General features: G+C 53.5%; 18 protein-coding genes and 2 other annotated features (1 of these 20 cut by a window edge). Of the genes, 12 read left to right on the forward strand and 6 right to left on the reverse strand.

Annotation, left to right across the window (positions count from 1 at the left end):
* The first annotated feature begins 97 nt into the window (after positions 1-97).
* The 3 genes from L971_RS05660 (at position 98) to cydC (ending at position 4,350) form a co-directional block, all read left to right on the forward strand.
* A complete protein-coding gene (locus L971_RS05660; RefSeq protein ID WP_024371214.1) occupies positions 98-787 on the forward strand; it encodes a Crp/Fnr family transcriptional regulator in 690 nt (229 codons plus the stop codon).
* Between the two features lie 126 nt (positions 788-913).
* Positions 914-2,638 (forward strand): thiol reductant ABC exporter subunit CydD, encoded by a 1,725-nt coding sequence (cydD, locus tag L971_RS05665; RefSeq protein ID WP_029693736.1) that lies wholly within the window; start codon positions 914-916, stop codon positions 2,636-2,638.
* Positions 2,635-4,350 (forward strand): thiol reductant ABC exporter subunit CydC, encoded by a 1,716-nt coding sequence (gene cydC / locus L971_RS05670; RefSeq protein WP_047374884.1) that lies wholly within the window; start codon positions 2,635-2,637, stop codon positions 4,348-4,350. The genes cydD and cydC overlap by 4 nt, the downstream gene beginning before the upstream one ends.
* A 253-nt stretch (positions 4,351-4,603) precedes the next feature.
* Here the strand turns inward: cydC and L971_RS05675 are convergent, their stop codons facing one another.
* The 3 genes from L971_RS05675 to L971_RS05685 all read right to left on the reverse strand — a co-directional run bounded on the left by L971_RS05675 (position 4,604) and on the right by L971_RS05685 (position 6,769).
* Positions 4,604-5,128: a hypothetical protein gene (locus L971_RS05675; RefSeq protein WP_047374886.1), complete on the reverse strand. Its 525-nt coding sequence runs from the start codon at positions 5,126-5,128 to the stop codon at positions 4,604-4,606.
* Between the two features lie 144 nt (positions 5,129-5,272).
* Positions 5,273-6,343, reverse strand: a complete 1,071-nt coding sequence (locus L971_RS05680) for a diguanylate cyclase (RefSeq protein ID WP_047374888.1) — start codon at positions 6,341-6,343, stop codon at positions 5,273-5,275.
* A gap of 90 nt (positions 6,344-6,433) precedes the next feature.
* Positions 6,434-6,769: a hypothetical protein gene (locus L971_RS05685; RefSeq protein WP_024371209.1), complete on the reverse strand. Its 336-nt coding sequence runs from the start codon at positions 6,767-6,769 to the stop codon at positions 6,434-6,436.
* 89 nt (positions 6,770-6,858) lie between these two features.
* Here L971_RS05685 and L971_RS05690 point away from each other — a divergent pair, with 89 nt between their 5' ends.
* The 6 genes from L971_RS05690 (at position 6,859) to L971_RS05715 (ending at position 10,938) form a co-directional block, all read left to right on the forward strand.
* Entirely contained in the window at positions 6,859-7,038 is a 180-nt protein-coding gene (locus L971_RS05690) for a hypothetical protein (RefSeq protein WP_024371208.1), read from the forward strand.
* A gap of 82 nt (positions 7,039-7,120) precedes the next feature.
* Positions 7,121-8,071, forward strand: coding sequence for a peptide-methionine (S)-S-oxide reductase MsrA (gene msrA / locus L971_RS05695; protein WP_024371207.1), 951 nt, complete (start codon positions 7,121-7,123; stop codon positions 8,069-8,071).
* A gap of 13 nt (positions 8,072-8,084) precedes the next feature.
* Positions 8,085-9,377, forward strand: coding sequence for a DUF2252 domain-containing protein (locus tag L971_RS05700; protein WP_047374891.1), 1,293 nt, complete (start codon positions 8,085-8,087; stop codon positions 9,375-9,377).
* A gap of 55 nt (positions 9,378-9,432) precedes the next feature.
* Complete coding sequence (locus L971_RS05705; RefSeq protein ID WP_029334156.1) at positions 9,433-9,714, forward strand: DUF5327 family protein; 282 nt, start codon at positions 9,433-9,435, stop codon at positions 9,712-9,714.
* Between the two features lie 103 nt (positions 9,715-9,817).
* Positions 9,818-10,183: a rhodanese-like domain-containing protein gene (locus tag L971_RS05710; RefSeq protein ID WP_024371204.1), complete on the forward strand. Its 366-nt coding sequence runs from the start codon at positions 9,818-9,820 to the stop codon at positions 10,181-10,183.
* A gap of 122 nt (positions 10,184-10,305) precedes the next feature.
* Positions 10,306-10,938, forward strand: a complete 633-nt coding sequence (locus L971_RS05715; protein WP_024371203.1) for an HAD family hydrolase — start codon at positions 10,306-10,308, stop codon at positions 10,936-10,938.
* A 37-nt stretch (positions 10,939-10,975) separates the two neighbouring features.
* On the opposite strand, the gene L971_RS05720 is transcribed toward L971_RS05715, so the two are convergent.
* On the reverse strand, positions 10,976-12,388 hold the full coding sequence (locus tag L971_RS05720; protein WP_047374894.1) for an NAD-dependent succinate-semialdehyde dehydrogenase: 1,413 nt from the start codon (positions 12,386-12,388) through the stop codon (positions 10,976-10,978).
* Positions 12,389-12,505: 117 nt separating this feature from the next.
* Positions 12,506-14,143 (reverse strand): AarF/ABC1/UbiB kinase family protein, encoded by a 1,638-nt coding sequence (locus tag L971_RS05725; RefSeq protein WP_024371201.1) that lies wholly within the window; start codon positions 14,141-14,143, stop codon positions 12,506-12,508.
* Positions 14,144-14,237: 94 nt separating this feature from the next.
* Here L971_RS05725 and L971_RS05730 point away from each other — a divergent pair, with 94 nt between their 5' ends.
* The 3 genes from L971_RS05730 (at position 14,238) to L971_RS05740 (ending at position 17,243) form a co-directional block, all read left to right on the forward strand.
* The gene (locus L971_RS05730) at positions 14,238-14,843 is read left to right on the forward strand and encodes a trimeric intracellular cation channel family protein (RefSeq protein ID WP_034800099.1); all 606 of its coding nucleotides are present in this window, start codon (positions 14,238-14,240) and stop codon (positions 14,841-14,843) included.
* Between the two features lie 12 nt (positions 14,844-14,855).
* Positions 14,856-15,221, forward strand: a complete 366-nt coding sequence (locus L971_RS05735; RefSeq protein ID WP_024371199.1) for a DUF423 domain-containing protein — start codon at positions 14,856-14,858, stop codon at positions 15,219-15,221.
* Positions 15,222-15,680: 459 nt separating this feature from the next.
* Positions 15,681-17,243, forward strand: a complete 1,563-nt coding sequence (locus L971_RS05740) for a murein hydrolase activator EnvC (protein ID WP_029334161.1) — start codon at positions 15,681-15,683, stop codon at positions 17,241-17,243.
* Between the two features lie 87 nt (positions 17,244-17,330).
* Here the strand turns inward: L971_RS05740 and L971_RS05745 are convergent, their stop codons facing one another.
* Positions 17,331-18,698 (reverse strand): amino acid permease, encoded by a 1,368-nt coding sequence (locus L971_RS05745; RefSeq protein ID WP_047374896.1) that lies wholly within the window; start codon positions 18,696-18,698, stop codon positions 17,331-17,333.
* A gap of 189 nt (positions 18,699-18,887) precedes the next feature.
* Positions 18,888-19,118, forward strand: a binding site (T-box leader).
* A 51-nt stretch (positions 19,119-19,169) separates the two neighbouring features.
* Positions 19,170-19,293 (forward strand) — a binding site (T-box leader); it runs 103 nt beyond the window's last position.

Raw genomic sequence — 19,293 nt, forward strand, 5'->3', positions numbered from 1 at the left:
TCTTGTCAGAAAACTGTCGGAATTTGAAAGCGTTTACATTATCGCAATCCCTTATACTGAGAGAGAAGAAGTTGATTGAGGAAGTGAGGGATGCACGATGTCACAACGATGGACGATCGACGACTTGAGACAAATCGATGTTTTTCAAAAGAGTGCCAGTCGGGAATTAGAGGCGCTCCTGCCCCACGTCTACTGCCGCACGTATCGGAAAGGACAGATTTTGTTCATGGAAGGGGACCCGCGCGAGCGTGTCTATTTTTTAATGGACGGCTACGTCAAACTCGAACGTTTGAATGAAGCGGCGACCTATCAATATGCGGACTATTTGAAACCGAAGCAACTGTTCCCGTACAGCGGCATGTTCACCGAGACGTATTATCGGCATTCGGCGGAAGCGCTCACCGATATCTCGGTCATTTATATGCCGACCGACCGTTTCGAACAGCTCGTCTCGAGAAATGCGACGATGCTCCTGCACATCGTCGGACAAATGAATCGGATTCTTGATTTGCACGAGCGGCGTGTTCAAGAAATCATCACGCCGAGTGCGACCGACCGCGTGTTGAACACGATCCACTATTTGATTGAAGACCTCGGGGAACGCGATGCTGACGGGGTCCGGGTCCGTTGTCCGTTCACGACGGTCGAGCTGTCACGAATCTCGGGGACATCACGGGAGACGGTCTCGAACATTTTGTCCAAGCTCCGAAAAGAAGACATCCTTCAATTGGATGCCCGCCAACTCGTGACCGAGCATCCTGAATACTTCGAGCAAGCGAGCCATTGACACCGTTTGAACCGGACGGTGTTTTTTGCATGTCCTGCTAAGCGAAGCGTTCGCTATGGAGCGATGCATACGATATAATTAGTGAGAATCATCACAAAGAAATGATGTTACGGATTGTTAGAAAGGATGAACGCAGTGAAACGACTGCAAGCTCTCGCTTTAGCCGAAAAACGGCATATCGTCGGGCTCGTCATCGCGGCCGTCATGATCGGGTTGTCGATTTTGGCCCAAGCCTATTTGATCGTCGATGTCGTCGATCGTGTTTTCTTAAAAAATGAATCATTTGAAAGTGTCCTCCCGGCGCTCGGTTGGCTCGTCCTCGCCTTGCTCGTAAGGGCGATGTTCGGTTACGTCTCGGGCCGGATCGGGGCAAGTCTGTCGGAAAAGGCGAAGCGGACGCTCCGGCGACAGTTGCTCGACCGCTATACGTCGAATCCGATCGAGACGTCGCTGTCCGGTCAGTCCGGAAAAAAAGTGAGCGTCTACATGGATGCGGTCGATGAAGTCGATGCCTACTTCAGCCAGTACTGGCCGCAAGTCATTCAAACGTCGATTATCCCGCTTCTCATCCTTATCGTCGTCTTCAGCCAGCATTGGATTTCGGGCGTCATCATGATGGTGACGGCGCCGTTCATCCCGATCTTCTTTATCATCATCGGGATTGCGACCCAGAAGAAGTCTGAGCAACAGATGGAGAAGATGAATCAGTTTTCGGGTAAGTTTTTGGACGTCTTGCAAGGGTTGACGACGCTCAAGTTGTACGGGCGGACCGAACGGGAAGCCCAAGCGATCGAGAAGAGCAGCCTTGATTTTCGGGACGCGACGATGGTCGTCTTAAAGACCGCCTTCTTGTCCGGACTCATGCTCGAATTTATCTCGATGCTCAGTACCGGTGTCGTTGCGCTTGAAGTCGCGTTGCAGATGGTCGTCTGGCAAAACTTGACGTTCTTCGCAGGGTTCTTGATTCTCGTGTTGGCACCTGAATATTACCTGGCCATCAAAGACTTGGGCGGTGCGTTCCATACCGGACGCGGCAGCATGGGCGCGGCCGACCGGATTTTCGAGGCGCTCGATGCCCCGGAAGAGCGCATCACATGGGGCGACCGTGAACTGTCGAACCGGACCCCGGACCTGTCACTTGAAGGCGTCTCGTTTCAATATGAAGGCGGGCGCTTCACGCTCCATCCGCTCAGCGGTCAAATCCCGGCTCGTTCCCACGTCGCCTTGGTTGGGGCGAGCGGATCAGGGAAGACGACCGTGTTGAACGTCTTGTCCGGACTCGTCAACCCGGATGCCGGGCGAGTGCTCGTGGACGGCAAGCCGCTCCACACGTATACCGATACGTCTTGGTATGGGACGGTCGGATACATCTCACAAAACCCTTACTTGTTCGCCGGGACGCTCGCCGACAACATCGCGCTCGGCGAAACGGCCGATGAGGCAGCCATCTTGCGCGCGGCAGAAGCGGCAGGACTCGTCGACGTCATCGGTAACTTGCCGGACGGGCTCCATACCGAGCTCGGGGAAGGCGGTTACGGACTTTCCGGCGGTGAACGGCAACGACTCGCGCTGGCCCGCGCATTCTTGAAGCGGCCGGGAATTATCTTGTTCGACGAACCGACGACAGGACTTGATTTGATGACCGAACGAATCGTTCGGCGGTCGATCGAGGAGTTGTCGCGTGACGCGACGCTCGTCACCGTCGCGCATCGCCTGCACACGATCAAACAGGCTGATGCGATTTGGTTCATGGAAGAAGGCGAGCTCGTCGCGAGCGGGACGCATGAGCAAATGCTCGATGTGCCAGCCTATGCCGAATTGTTTGCACTGCAGAAAGGAGTGAGCGGATGAGTTCACTTTGGACAATCACCAAATGGATGATGAAAGAGAAGAAGGATATCGTCCTCTCGATCTTCTTCGGTTATGTGGCCGGCCTTGCCGCCGTCGCGTTATTCGCGGCGAGCGGGTATCTCGTCTCCCGGGCCGGGCTTGTGCCGCCTCTTTACGCGCTCATGATCCCGGTCGTCTTGATCAAGTTGTTTGGCGTCATCCGGGCAAGTGCTCGTTACCAAGAACGTCTCGCCTCGCACCGGGCGACGTTCACGATTTTGAGCGAACTTCGTGTTCGGTTTTATCGCCAACTCGAGCCGCTCGTCCCGAACATTTTCGCCAAGTACCGAAGCGGGGATTTGCTCGCGCGTGTCGTCGGAGACGTCGAAAGTTTGCAAAATTACTTTCTGCGCGTGTTCTATCCGCCTATCATCTTAGTGCTCGTCTTCTTGAGCACAATCTTTTTCGTCACGTACTTCTCACTGCTCGTCAGCCTATGGATCTTGTTTGGCGTGATCGTGACCGGGTTTTTGATTCCGGCGTTGTTCGCAGGCGTTCGCGCCAAGCATGACCAAGAGATTCGGACGCTCCGCGGAGACTTGTCGAGCGGGATGACCGAGATGATGTACGGGTATCGAGACCTGTTGCTTCATGATCAGCTCGGACGCACACGAGACGATCTGCTCGACCGAAGCGACCGTTACGCCGCAGTTCAACGGCGAGACGTGACGAATCAGTTCTTCAACTCGTCGCTCGTCGTCGGGGCGTCTCTCCTCGTTTCATGGGGTGTGCTCGCCATCGGGGCGTATCTCGTCGTCGGAGGGGATCTCGACGGTCTCTTCTTGGCGATGCTCATCATGATGTCGCTCACGGCGTTTGAGAATGCGACGCCGATGGCGGTGTTCCCAGGTCATTTTGCGGACAGCAAACAAGCGGCTGACCGATTGCTCGAAGTCGTCGCCCCGAGCGAAGCGATCGAGGCGGCAGAAGCCGCACGTCATCCGATCACGCTTGAGGCGGCGCCGTCGCTCAAAGTCGAGCACGTGAGCTATCGCTATCCGGACACGTTCCGAGACGTTCTCGTCGATATCGATGCCGTGTTTGCGAGCGGAACGAAAACGGCAATCGTCGGACCGAGCGGCTCGGGGAAATCGACGTTGTTACAGTTGCTTCTCGCTTTTGTCCGCCCTGACGAAGGGAACGTCTTCATCGATGAGGCACGCCTAGACGACGTCACGCAGGCGTCGATTTGGCAACATGCGAGCGTCGTTCTCCAAGAGAACCACTTCTTTTTCGGAACGATTCGTGAAAACTTGGCGCTCGCCGGAGACCGGACCGACGACGAGATGACAGCGGCGCTCGCGAGCGTCCGTCTCGGTTTCTCGCTCGACGAGCCGGTGCTTGAAAAAGGCGCGAACTTGTCCGGCGGGGAACGGCAACGACTCGCCATCGCTAGAGCGTTGTTGAAGAACGGCGAGGTGTGGCTGCTCGATGAGGCGACCTCGGCGCTCGACGCCAAGACCGAAGCCGCCGTCTATCAGGAAATATTTCGGACGGCAGAAGCGGCGACGCTCGTCATGGTCAGTCACCGGTTGAACGGGCTCGAAGCGTTCGATCAAATCATCGTCATGGAAGCCGGCCGTGTCATCGAGGTCGGTTCGTACGAGGACTTGATGCGAAGCCGCGGCACGTTCTATGGATTGAAGCAAATCGAACAAGATGTGTTCGCCTAAATGAAAAACGAGCGGCTCCGTCGGAGAGCCGCTCGTTTTTTTATGGCAAATCTGGGTGCAACAAATGGGGGTTGTCGCAATGCTTTCAAAAAGAGTGTCGTGGAGGGGAATCCACGTGACGCATGCGTTTGGGGAACGAAGGCGTCAAGCTTTTGGGAGCTACACGTTGAGTATAGATGATAACGATTCTCATTGTCAATTAAAATTCAAAAGAAAACTGCGGCCGGTACGGGCCGCAGTCATATGGATCGAATCAGCTAGATGGAACGCCTTTACTTAGTGTAAAGCGAAGCAGGCTGAACAAGTATCGGATATAGAATAAAGCGAAGGCATAGAATACAGCGATAACCGGTGAGCCGATGTCGACGCCGGGAATATTCAATAAAAACTCTAAGACGAGAATCGAAAGCAAAAAGATATAGAGTCCCGCATCAAGATAGAGCGGCATTAACTTTCCGCGCTGGTGCCAAAACGTTCGCACGAGCGGGGCGACGATCATCCCGATGATGCGTTCAGCGAAACCGATGCTCAAGACGGCGATCATGAAAGCAGCGACCGTTTCAAATCCGATGAGACGCGGGAAGGCGAGCATTGAAAGGAGGAGAAGCGGTCCGATGAAGATGGTCATCGAGATCGAAGTGCGTAAAAAGATGAATAAGTTCCGTTTTAAAGTATCGACTCCCCCAAAGAGCGATTGGCGGAACGTCTTACCACGTTGATAGTCGAGGACGAACGATCCCACGAACATCAATCCGAATAATGATAACAATACTGCCATGAAATGTGTTTCCCCTTTTTCTAGTCAAATCGATGATTATCTCGTTTACTTAACCAAAGTCTAGCCTAGTTTACCGATTCGACCAGAGAAAGTAAAGCAGGAAAACTGACAAACGTGTTACACCTTTACGAACGTTCCTTGGCTTTATGAAGCCAATATGAAGCGATTGCGTCCTGATTCTTTTGCGTGGTATAACGCTTCATCCGCATGTTTCAACACACTGTCGACCTCGATATCGTTCGAATGGCAAGCACCAAGCGAGACGGTGATGTGAAGCGTGCCGGCACTCGTCTCAAACGGGAACGTCGAGACTTTTTCTCGTATAGATTCGGCCAGACGGGTCACTTCGTCTTTTTGAGCGTTCGGCATGATGATCAAAAATTCTTCCCCACCGAAGCGGCCGACGAGGTGGTCTTCGCGACTCTCGGCAACAAGAAGCATCCCGAGCTCGCGTAATACGTCGTCCCCGACATCGTGTCCATACGTATCATTGACGCGCTTGAAATGGTCGATATCGACGAGGATGAGCGCATATTCTTCCGCCTCGACGGTCAAGTTCGCCATCGCTTCGTTCAAGAGCCGGCGGTTGGCGATCCCGGTCAACGCATCGGTGCGGGCGAGCTGTTGCTGATGCTGGACGTTCTCGAAGTGGCGGCGCAACTCATGGAGCAGACGGTATGCGGCGCACGCCCCGACGTACGCCATCACGATGTAGACGAGCAGGATCGGATAAAACAGTTCGAGCGGCAGTGCGTAGTAAAGCGCCGATCCAAATACGGCGACGCTGATCGTTGTAAAGATGAGCAACGTGTTCCGGGTGTTATCGAGCTTGAAGCGCAACAGGCTCGTCGGAAGGACGAGCGCGACCATCGTCAACACCGCCAAGTAAAAACCGACGAACTCGCCGTCGGTGATCATGAAAAAGCGTCCGATCAAAAATAAGCTCCCGGCGACCACCCCGCTGACCCAGCCGCCGAACAAGACGGCGAGCGAGATTGGGATTGCCCGCAAATCGATGAGCACACCTTCGAGATGAAGGGCGTTCGCGAGCAATATCAAGGCGACGAGTCCGCTTTGAACACCAAGCAGCACCCGGCTTTTAAGCGGGGACTTCGGAGTCAGGCGGGGCCGGTTGCGATACGGCAGAAAGGAGATGGTGAACAGCGTGAAGAGGATACATAAGTCGATGAAGAATGAATTGATGATGGTGAGCATGAACATAGTCCCCCTGCATGAAATGGAAATGATTACTTTATTTTATCATAGGCAGATGGAGCTGGCTTCGTTCGATTGGGACGAACCTGCTCACCACTCACGCCACTCTTCGGTTATGTCCTCGTCCGTCTCATACCCGACGAGCGCTGCTCCGGCCACGATAAACTCGTACAGCTCTTCTCGCTCTAACGTCTCGATGAAATAGTCGTGCTCCTCGTCCAATTCGTTCAAGCGCAAAACGAGGTCGCGAACAGCGGCCAATACCGAGTCCTCTGAACCGTCCGAACGCGTCAATACGGTTATATAGCGTTTAAGGGCGGCATCGACGGCAAGGATCGCGGACAACGTATAGACGTCATCCCCTTCATTCAATCGGTCTTCCCAAACGAGCGTCGGGCGATTCGCCCATAATGTGTCTACGTTCATATTGCCGCCTCCTTTGAAATGTTAAATCGAGCTTCCCCTCTATCATATCAAAAATGTTTGGTATGATAGATAAAAAAGGGGGACTGTCCGTGCGTTATTGGGATCACTTTAAACGAGCGTTCATTCCGATCGCGCTCATTTTGATCGGGCTAGCAATCTTTTATACTTTATCGGCACGCGGCAACCTGGCGTTGACCGTACTTGGCGCCGGGATTGTCGGTGTGATTTTATTTTTAGTGATGCGGCATATGAACCGCGTCGAAGACTGAAGGCGAGAACACGTTCGTGGTTCTCGTTTTTTGTTGTCGCTCCATTTTTTTGGGTACACTACATAGTAAGGAGGGATTCAACATGGCAAAAGCTACGTTCGCGGGAGGCTGTTTTTGGTGCATGGTCAAACCGTTTCATAAATACGAAGGGGTCGAACACGTCATCTCGGGTTACACCGGGGGACATGTCGATAATCCGACGTATCAGCAAGTCTGTTCTGAGACGACCGGTCATTTAGAGGCCATCGAGGTCACATACGACCCCGATATCATTTCGTACGAGGAACTGTTAGACATCTATTGGCGTCAAATCGACCCGACAGACGGTGGTGGACAATTCAATGACCGCGGTGAATCCTACCGCCCGGCCATCTTCTACCATTCAGAAGAGCAACGGGACGCGGCCGAACGTTCCAAACAAGGTGTCGAGGACTCGGGTCGGTTCGACCGCCCGATCGAGGTCGAGATCCGTCCGGCGAAGACGTTTTGGGAGGCGGAAGACTATCATCAAGACTATTACAAGAAGAACCCGTTCCGCTATGAGATGTATCGGGTCGGCTCGGGTCGCGCCAAGTTCGTCAAAGAAGCATGGAGCGACAAGAAACAACAGAAAGAGTTGAAAGAACGGCTCACGCCGATGCAGTATAAAGTGACGCAGGAGAACGGGACCGAACCGCCGTTTCAAAATGAATATTGGGACGAAGAACGGGAAGGGTTGTACGTCGACATCATCGACGGGACACCGCTCTTCACGTCACGCGACAAATTTCAGTCCAATTGCGGTTGGCCAAGCTTCGCCCGACCGATCGAAGAAAAACGTCTCGATATGAATATGGACACGTCGCACCATATGGTCCGTACGGAAGTCCGCTCGAAGCGGGGCGATAGCCATCTCGGGCATCTGTTCGATGATGGTCCGAAAGAGCTCGGCGGTTTACGCTATTGCATCAATTCGGCCGCCTTGCGCTTCATTCCGAAAGAAGAGCTCGAGTCAGCCGGTTACGGGGAGTACAAGCACTTATTTGATGCGTGAAGGGGAGAATTCGATGTTCACTTCGGTCAAACAACAAATTCGCCGGGAAACGATTGCGACCGTCCTCGACTATTACGACACGTCGGTCCGTCATCTGTCTGAGGAGGCGAGACGGGAAAAGTACGAGAAGATGAGCGCGAGCCCGTTCTCATTTTTCCGGGGCAGCTCACACTTGTTTTACTACGATTTCGCGAAAGTGCCGCTCGCGTTCGACACGGGCGAAAAACATCCGACGTTCATTCAAGGTGACCTTCATTTCGAGAACTTCGGCGTGTTCGAGGACGGCGCCGGCACGATCATTTACGACGTGAACGATTTCGACGAGGCGTATATCGGCTCTTATTTGTTCGATGTGCTGCGGATGGCGATCTCGGTCGACTTGTTCGCCGCCGAGTCGGGGTTCGACGCCACGAAGGCAATCGAGACGTACGCCGAAGCGTATGCGCGCGCCATCGCCCGTTACGCGAAAGGGGAAGACGAGGACGTCCAGTTCACGAAAGCGAACACGTCGAAAGCGATCAGGAAAGTGATCAAGAAAGCTGAGCAGAAGAAAGACGCGTTCATGGCGGAACGGACCGAGGTGCGCGACGAAGAACGTTACTTCGCGACGAGTGAGGACCTGATCCCTGTCAGTCCAAGCATGAGCGAGAAAATAAAGAGTGCCTGGCCAGACTATTTATCCTCATTATCGGAGACACACCGTCACCATGCGGATCACTATGAAGTGAAAGATATCGCCATCAAGCTCGAGAGCGGGACGGCCTCGATTGGCCTCGAACGTTATTACATCTTGATTGAAGGGGCGGACGCGGAGCATGATGAAGACGTCATTCTCGAGATGAAACAAGCCCAGTCGGCCGTACCGTCGCTCTTCTTACCGACGCACTCGCTGTTCGAGGACGGGCTTTCACATCAAGGGGCACGGGTGACCGCGGCGCAACGGGCGATGGTGCATAGCCGCGACCCGTACCTCGGCTACTTGACGATCGATGGCAACGCCTATTACGTGCGGCAACGTTCTCCGTACAAGCGGAAAGTAAAAGCGAAACACATTAAAAATGAAGACTCGTTGATCGAGACGTTGAAAGTTCAAGCGGAAATCACGGCCAAAATGCATGCGCGGGCCGACGCTGACGCCAACGTCCTCGACTATGAGGCGAGTGAACACATCGCCGCGGCGATCGGGGACGCGCGGGCGCTCTTCGTTCGCCAACTCTCACGGTGGGCTAAGTTTTATGCGACACAAGTACGGTTCGATCATGAGGCGTTCCAATCTTGGTTGGACGAACGCGAGAAACAAACGTGACGCTTGCGAGGGGTGACGACTTCCTGCACAATGATGGGGTAAAGGATGTGGACGAATGATCACAGAACAACAACTCATCGCCCAGATGAAACACGTGATGACGCAAATCGAACAGTCGAGCGGAGAAACGCAGAAACGACACGTCGCCAAGTTGATGGGCTACTGCGAACTGTTGCTCGCGGACCCGGTATCGAGCCCTTCCGTTCAACCGACCGCCCCTGTGACGGTGGCACCTGCAACGGAAAAACCGCCGCTAGATCGACAAATGGCGGCTTTCCTCGGCATTCCGCTCGAAGAAGACGATCAACCGAAAACCGATTCGTTGCTCGATTTTTAAGCCGCGCCTGATGGCGTGGCTTTTTTGAGTCGTCTGCATTGACTTATATACCATAGGGGGTATAATAAGGTTAATAAAACTTACGCATAACGGAGGCGGACACATGCTTGATTTCTTATTTGTGGCGGTAGTGATTGGTTTGATTTATTTCTGGTGGACGAAACGAAATAGTGTGAAGACGGTCTCGACGGATGAGTTGAAACGGAAAATTGCCGAGGAGCGCAACATTCAACTGCTTGACGTCCGAGAGCCTCAAGAATACCGTGGCGGGCATATTAAACAAGCGAAAAACGTTCCATTATCAGGATTCGGGAATGCGAGCGCCCAATATCCAAAAGATAAAGATCGCCCTGTGTATGTGATCTGTCAAAGCGGCATGCGCAGCCAGCGAGCTGCCGCTATGCTCCAAAAAGCAGGCTACACGGACGTTTACTCTGTAAAAGGCGGCATGAGTTTCTGGCGCGGATAAAACAATCATCATTCGGCTGACCAATTCAGGTCAGCCGAATTTTTTTGAAGGACGTTTCTACTTTAGCTTTTATGGGGATTCTGCTACGGTAGGAACATAGGAAAGAGAGAGGGGTACACGACATGGCAGTCATTTTATTTGATATTGACGGGACGCTCGTCGACACGACGGTCCCGATGACGAAAGCGATTCACAAGGCGCTAGAGCAACTCCCGCACTTACCGAAACCGAGTGAGGACGCTGTCCGGTCAGGATACGGTTTGGCAGGTAACGCGTTTTGGGAACACGTCATCCCGGAAGCGACGCTCGAGGAGATTCGACAAATCCGCAAATTGCGCCATGAGACGCTTGAACAAGCGATGGCAGGCCAAGACGTCTTGTTCGACGGGATTTATGAGATGCTCGAGACACTTCATACGAACGGTCATACGTTGACGACGGCGAGCAACTGTGGCGTCCACTATTTGAATTTGATTCTCGACTCGCAAGGGATCCGACGCTTCATGACCGCGCCGGAATGTTTGGAATCGGTGAGTGGGGAAAAGAAAGCCGATATTTTGACGGCGCACCGACTTCGTCACGGCGACACGGACTACGTCATGGTCGGTGATCGCAAGTCCGACGTCGAGGCGGCACGGGCTCACGACTTCCCGGTCGTCTTGACCGGATTCGGTTTCGGCAATGACGAGGAATGGGCGCTCGCGGATCATGTGATCGCCACCCCGGCCGATCTGATTGAATGGGTCGAACAGTGAAAAATGACCGGTTGAACGCATGTTCAACCGGTCATTTTTATAGTCCGAGCGAGATATACTTCACTTCTAAAAACTCTTCGATGCCATGATGGCCGCCTTCGCGTCCAAGGCCACTCTCTTTCCATCCACCGAACGGGGCTTGCGGGGTCGAAGGGAGTCCGTCGTTGACGCCGACGATGCCGTATTCGAGTGCTTCGGCCAAATAGAGCGCCTCGTTGATGTCTTGGGTGAACACGTAGGCGGCGAGACCGAACGGCGTCGCGTTCGCTCGTTCGATGACTTCTTCAAGTGTTTCAAACGAGGCGATCGGTGCGACCGGACCGAACGTTTCCTCGTTCATGCACAGCATGTCCTCGTTCGCATAGCGGACGACAGCCGGACGAACGAACAATCCGTCAAGTTGCTCGCCGCCGGTGATCTCTCCCCCTCGGATTTGAGCGTCCTCGAGATGTTTCATAACTTTATCGACGGCGGCATCGTCGATGAGCGGGCCGATGTCGACGCCGTCATCAAGTCCGTTGCCGACTTGGAGCGTCTCGACGGCTTCAATGAACTTCTCGGAAAACTCGTCAACGATGGAGCGTTCAACGTAGATGCGGTTCGCACAGACGCACGTCTGTCCGCCGTTACGGAATTTCGTCGCAATCGCTTGCGGGACGGCCTTCTCCAAATCGGCTTTGGCGGTGACGATGAGCGGGGCGTGGCCACCGAGCTCGAGTGATATTTTTTTCATCGTGTCGGCGGCGCCGCGCATGAGCGTTTTCCCGACCTCTGTCGATCCGGTGAACGTCAATTTTCGGACGCGTGGGTCATGTTGCCACACTTTGACGATGTCCGAGGCGGTACCGGTGACGAGGTTGATGACGCCAGGGGGGAAGCCCGCTTTTTCCGCCAACTTCACGAGTTCGATCGCCGTGAGCGGAGTGGCCGATGCCGGTTTGATGATGACGGTGCAACCGGCGGCGAGCGCGGGGGCGACTTTCCGGGTGATCATCGCGGCCGGGAAGTTCCATGGCGTGATCGCCGCGACGACGCCGACCGGTTGTTTGATGGCGAAGATGCGCTTGTTGGTCGCCGAAGCGGGAATCGTCTCCCCGTACACACGGCGGCCTTCAGCGGCGTACCATTCGATGAACCCGTTGGCATAGCGAACCTCGCCGACAGCTTCCTTCAATGGCTTTCCTTGCTCCTCGACCATCGTCCGGGCGATCGCGTCCGTCTCTTCGGCAATCAAGCGGTGCCATTCAAGCAATAAGGCGCCCCGGTCTTCGGCTGTGCGTTGTTGCCATTCCGTCAGCGCGGCGTGAGCCGCGTCGACCGCAAGCCGGGCCTCGTCCTCGTCACTTTTCGTCACCGTGGCCATAATGTTGCCGGTCGCCGGATTCCGTACTTCAATCGTCTCATCCGTCTCGATCCATTCACCGTTGATGAAGTTGTTTTCAGCTCGCATCGTTTTCTCCCCTTTCGTCTAGGTGCACATTTAAGAAAGTACCCGATTTCAAAAAACATACACAATTTTACAATGGCTCATACAAAAAAACCGTCACTCGAAAGAGTGACGGGACGGTCAGACGCGGAAATCTTGCCGGGCCAAGTGGCGGATTTTGCGGCCGAGGCGTCTTGCGTTGAAGTAGGCGAGGACAGCGACGACCCCACCTGACCAGAACAGCCACTCATCTGGACGGACATAGCCGAACAGTCCGACGAGCAAGCCGAGGATGATGACGCCCGAGTTGAACGTCTGGCGATGGAGCAGTTCTTTTGATTCGAGTTGGCGCTGGAACATCGCTTGTTCGGACAGGCGCTTACGCGTCGGTTCTTTCAAATAGTTGTCGAGCAGTGGCGGGACGTTCAATAACTTTTTGCCGTAATTGAGCGCCGTCATGACGTAGCGGTTTTGAATCGTCGTCCCGTCCGCTTCGAGCCATTGGATGACGATCGGTTTTCCGAGCGTGAACAAATCGATTTTCGAGTCTAAAATCTGCAAGATGCCGAGCAGTGTCGAGGCGGCCCGGCCGAAGAACGCGAACTCGGCTGGAAGTTGGATCGGCTCATTTTTGACGAGAAGCTGGATATCTTGCAACACTTTCTCGATCAACTTCGTATCGACCGTTTCAATGTCTGTCTCTAAGTAGAAGGTGACGGCCTTTTCGAGCGCTTGCCGAATGTTATGCTTGTTCGCTGTCGGCAAGAGGAATCGTAAATCTTCGAGTCCGTCGACGACGCCGTCATAGTCGAGCGAGATGAACGCTTGCAGTATTTTTCGGATCGTCGCCATATCTTGCGGGGTCGTCGATCCGACCATCCCGAAGTCGAGCAAGATGATCGTCCCGTCGGCGCGGATTTGAACGTTTCCGGGGTGCGGGTCGGCGTGGAACTTTCCGCCGAACAGAAGTTGTTCGGCCGCCATCGTAAAGAGTCGTTCGGCCAAGGCCGAGCGGTCGATATTGTTTTCTTTTAAGAAGGCGAGGTCGGTGATTCGGCGCGCGTCGACCCAATCCATCGTGAGGACGCGGTTCGTACATAAGTGATCGTAGTAATCCGGGATGTAGACATTCGTGTTGTCAGCGTACTTCGCCTTGAAATAATGGGCGTTTTTCAATTCGGTCTGAAAATTTAATTCATCCCCGATGACAAAAATCATTTGGCGATATAAGCTATCTAAGTCGGTCGATTTTGCGAGAGCGGTCCGCTTGAGCATTGTCGTGACGATGCGCATCGCCTTAAAGTCGGTTCGAATGATTTTTTCGATGTCCGGACGCTGGATTTTCAACGCGACCCGCTTGCCGTTTTCGAGTAGCGTCGCGCCGTACACTTCGCCGATCGAGGCGGAGGCGACGGCATCGATATCGACGTCTTTGACGACTTGCGTATAGGGGACGCCCCAGTCGGCTTCGAGAATGGCCCGTGACTTATCCCAACCGGACGTTGGGACGCGGTCGACGAGTTCGGACAATTCGTTGAGCACGGACGGTGGTAACAAGTCGGCCCGAATCGACAAAAATTGACCGAGTTTGATGAGAAGACCTTCCAAGCGGAGGGCGTTCCGTTTATACTCGCGGGCGAGCTGAAGCATGAGTGCCTCATACTCTTCTTGAGAGGCGAGACCTTGCTGCTGTTTGCGCGAGAAGGCGTAAATTTTGATGATGAATCGGGCGAACATTGTGACGATAATCCATATGCGGAACAAAGCGATTCGTTTCATAAAAGTACCGACATCCTTTACAAGCAGTCGCTCGACTGATCTGATTTTTTGTATCTTTACTGTACCATACAATGCTTAGGAGAAAGGGCCAGGGATGTTCATGGAATGGGAATTACTCAACGTCGTCGGGACGGTTGCGTTCGCGGCGAGTGGTGCCATCATCGCGATGGACGAAAAGTACGATATTTTTGGGGTATGGCTGCTCGCCTTCACGACAGCGTTCGGCGGCGGTGCGATCCGAAACGTTTTGCTCGGCAACCCCGTCAGTTTAATTTGGCAACAAAATGACTTATTCATCCTTTGTTTTCTCGTCGCCCTGCTCATCTTCCTGCTGCCGAGCGTCGTCTTGCCGCACTGGGAACGATGGGGGGTCATCGTCGATGCGATTGGACTCGTCGCCTTCGCTTTCCAAGGGGCGCAAGTCGCCATCAAGCTCGACTTGCCGCTCTCGGCGGCGATCGCGGCCGCGGTTCTCACAGGAGTAGGGGGCGGGGTCGTCCGTGATTTGCTCGCGGGAAGAAAGCCGCTCGTTCTTCAATCGGAAGTGTATGCGATCTGGGCGATCATCATTGCCGTCGTCACATACTACTTCCGGCTGGAAGGCGGACTGCCGGTTTATGCGTTGCTCATTGTCGTCGCGACGCTTCGAGTGATATCCTACTATCGACAGTGGAATTTACCAGCACGTAAAGTAAGATAAGGGGGAACGGTTATGAAATTGTTATTGATCATCGGCGCGGCCTTGATGGCACTCGGCGTCGCCTTAGGGGCGTTTGGCGCCCACGCGTTGAAAGAGAAGGTCACACCGAACATGCTCGCGAACTGGCAGACGGGTGTGTTGTATCACATGATTCACGCCATCGGGATCATCGCATTAGCAAGCATCTTGATGAGAGTGAGCATCAGCCAGTTCAACACGGCGGGTTGGCTCATGTTGGCCGGAATCGTCTTTTTCTCGGGCAGCTTGTATGTCATGGCACTCACTGGCATCACGAAGCTAGGCGCCATCACACCGATCGGCGGTGTGTTGTTCATCGCGGCGTGGGTGTTCGTCATCATCGGCGCGCTCAAATTGTAACGAAATGTCCATACAGGGTTAACAATTCGTCTGTATCATCAGACGTGTGAGACCCCTCGTGTTCACACCACAACGAACCACTCGGCCAGTCGTCGTCTTTGTGTATAACAAAGACAGCGACTGGCCCTTTTTTACGTTTACTGGAAATGGTGAAATGTAGGAAAAATGCATAAATACTTTTTGAACATAAGGTAAATGTTTTTCTATTTCCAACTACTATTACAGAAACATTTCGAAAATAAGAAATGAGAAAAACAGTTGAAATAAAGCGAAAGTGGGCATACCAACGGCATACCCACTTTGTTATCGTAACAAAAGTGAAATATAACTTTAACAGGAAAACATTCGACTCTTCGATATAATTAGTCGTGTTGAAACTGAAAAATTAATCGTTTTTGTTACATAGCAAAACGACCTTCATATTCGTACGTCATAAAATAGCCCGTCAAAATAGAAAGGATGTCCGCATTGATCAACTGGAAACGCACCGTCTCGACACTGACACTCAGCGCCTTGCTTCTCGGATCACACTCGGTGGCCGATGCCTCGACAATCAAAGAGAAACAAGAGCAGCAGAAAAAAGTTCAAGACCAACGCAAAAACGTAAAAGATAACCAAGCGAACACATCGTCAAAAATCCAAGAGAACAATCAAGAAATCTCGAAGGTACAAGAAGAAGTCAACAAAATGGACGCCCAGCTCCAAGATATCATCTATGATGTCGCCGCGAAGCGCCAAGAAATCAAGCGTACGGAGATGAAAATCGAAGACCTTGAGGCGGACATTAAAGCTTACCAAAAGAAAATGGAAGCTCAAGAAGCGATGATGCGCGAGCGGATGGCCACGATGCAAATCAACGGTGGCGGCTCGATCAACTGGGCAGAATTTATTTTCGGTTCGAAAAACTTCTCTGACTTGATCACACGCATGATCACGGCCGGAACGATTCAACGCAGCGACCAAGAGTTGTTCAACGACTACGAGGCGACACGTCAATCTCTTCAAGAGGCACAGGCCGCATTGAAAGAGCAACGGGCCTCACTTTTAGAACAGCAGAAAGCGCTCGAAGCGCGTCAAGCTGACCTCGAGAAGAAGATGAAAGAGCGCGAAGCGCGTATTAAAGAACTTGAAGAGAAAAACATCGAGTTCGAGACGCAAATCTTCGACCTTCAAGAAATCGAAGCGACATTGATCGCACAAGAAGAAGCGATTGCAGCAGAAATCGAAGCGCAGCGCCGTGAAGAAGAAGAAGCACGCCGTCGTGCCGAAGAAGCAGCCCGTCAAGAAGCGGCTCGTAAGGCAGAAGAAGCACGTCTTGCTGAAGAAGCGAAAGCTGAAGCAGCACGTCAAGAAGCAGCCCGTCAAGAAGCGGCACGTCAGGAAGCCGCGCGAGCAGAAGCAGCCCGTCAAGCTGCAGCTCAGCAAAAGCAGAACAGTAATAATAGTACCCAGTCGTCAGCATCTTCAAACCAAACGACACAAAATTCGACGCCGGCACCAAAACCGGCTGCGCCAGCACCGAAGCCAGCTGCACCAGCTCCAAAACCAGCAGCTCCGGCACCGAAACCAGCGCCAAGCACGCCGACTGCGTCGACGCCAGCTCCATCTGGTGCGATGTTCATCCAGCCTGCAGCGGGACGTTTCTCGCAAGGATGGGGACCGGCAAGCGGTCAATTCGGCTACACGTTCCATAACGGAGTCGATATCGCTGGACCAGTTGGCACGCCAATCCGCGCGTCAGCGACAGGTACGGTTATCCGCGCAGGATGGGGTGGGGCTTACGGAAACCACGTCATGATCGCGCACGTCATCAACGGTCAAGTGTGGACGACGGTTTACGCCCACTTGAACTCGGTGTCAGTCAGCGCCGGACAGCGTGTGACGCAAGGTTCGAACATCGGGACACTTGGAAACACAGGGAACTCGTCAGGCCCGCATCTCCACTTTGAGATTCACAGAGGCAGCTACTCGTACTCGTCATCGAGCGCGGGGAACACGGTCAACCCACGTCAGTTCTTCTAATTCAATCACACGAGCATCTGTCGATCGCGATAGGTGCTCGTTTTCATGACAAAAATCGCTCCTACCGCGTAAAGGTAGGAGCGATTTTTAGTTCGCCTGTTCGATGTCATCGGCTTGGTCATCCGATTTCCGGAAGCGTTCCCGGATGAAGTAGACGATCGTCAATCCGACTAACCACGGAATCCCGAACTTGAGCAAAATATCGAAGTCAGTGAACCATGTCGTGATCATCAAGCTAACGAGCAAGACGGCCCCGAGGAGCGGCAAGACCGGGTACCCGATCATGCGGACCGGGAGCTTGCGTCCTGTCCATTTCTTACGGAAGAACAAGTGAGAGACGAACACCATGAACCATGTGAAGATGGCGCCGAACATCGAGATGCCCATGAGGAACGGGTACGACGTCTCCATGAAGATCTGCAGGAGTGCCGCGAGGACGATCCCGCCCGTCGAGACGAAGAGTGCGTACGTCGGGATCCCGTTCTGGCTAACTTTTTTAAATACACGCGGTGCGTCACCCGCCTCGGCGAGTGAGTACATCATCCGTGTCGAGGCATACAACTGCGCATTCATCGCCGAAAGGGCGGCGATCAAGATGACGAAGTTCAAAATACCGGCCGCGCCAGGTACGTCGAACTGTTGCATGACGAGGACGAACGGGCTTTGGTCGATCCCCGCCTGCTGCCATGGGATGAGCATGAGCATGATCGCGATCGTGACGAGATAAAAGAACGTCAAACGGAACACGGTCGCCCGTAACGCTTTCGGGACGGCGCGGTCCGGATCTTTCGCTTCGCCTGCGGTGACGGCGACGAGCTCTGTGCCGAGGAAGCTGAAGAGCGAGATGAAGATCGTCACCCACATGCCGTAAAAGCCGAAGGCGAAGAAGCCTTCGTTCCCTGTCGTGATTGACTCGATCGGGGAACCAGGTTGGCCGAACAGCGCGGCCGAACCTAGAATGATGAACAAGAAAATGGCGCTTACTTTGATAAATGACAACCAGTACTCGGTCGTGCCGAACGTGTGGACGTGTCGGGCGTTAATATAGATGAGCAGTCCGCCGAACAAGGCGACCCAGACGAACCCGTTCACATCCGGGAACCAGTAGCGCATATAGATGGCGATCGCACTCACCTCGACCCCGATGGCGAGGACGTTGGCGACCCAGTACGAATAACGGACTAAGAAGCCGGCAAGCGGATGCACATAACGTTCGGCGATCGTGCCGAACGAACCTGAAGTCGGATGGGCCACGGTCATCTCGGCGAGACAGCCCATGAGTAAGAGGACGATGAACGCTCCGACAGCGTAGCTGACGAGCACGCTCGGTCCCGCCGTCTGGATGGCGAGACCGCTTCCGAGAAAGAGGCCCGTCCCGATGGCGCTCCCGAGCGAAATCATCGTGAGTTGCCGGGTCGACAGCTCACGTTTTAGTTTGCTTGTTTCCAATGTCAATTCTCCTTTAGTTGAGTGAAGTGTTGTTGGGGACGACTATAGCAGACGAAAAAAACGGGTGTCAACTTGTCGAGCTGCGAAAAACGTCGGCTTTTTTGCGTCACCTATAGAAGCAAAGTTTTTTTGCACGCTTTTGTTTGACACGGACAATCGCGCCCTGTATAGTACGAGTTAACTTAACTGAAACGAATAAAGGCGTCGACGAAGAGAAGTAACGACTAGACCCGCATGACAGAGAGCTGATGGTTGGTGTGAATCAGTATGCGGGACGTCGCGAATGGACTTCCGAGCTCTAAACCGAAACTTTTAGTAGGCTTTAGCGGGTCACCCACCGTTATCACGGGGAAGCGGATGTTTGTCCGTGAAGTGGGTTCGATCTGAACCAACGAAGGTGGCACCACGGGGTTACTCGTCCTTCTCATTGCGTAAGCTATGGGCAGGCGAGTAACCCCTTTTTCGTTTCAACGCATATGTAAATCAATGATTGAGAAGAGTAACGTGTATGTACGTCTCGTCAAGAGAGCCGGGGGTGGTGGGATCCTGGCCGAGGCTGACACGTGAATGGGCTCATGAGAGCATGGCTGAATGAAGTAGG

The sequence above is a fragment of the Exiguobacterium sp. ZOR0005 genome, from assembly GCF_000798975.1.
Classification (GTDB): domain Bacteria; phylum Bacillota; class Bacilli; order Exiguobacteriales; family Exiguobacteriaceae; genus Exiguobacterium; species Exiguobacterium aurantiacum.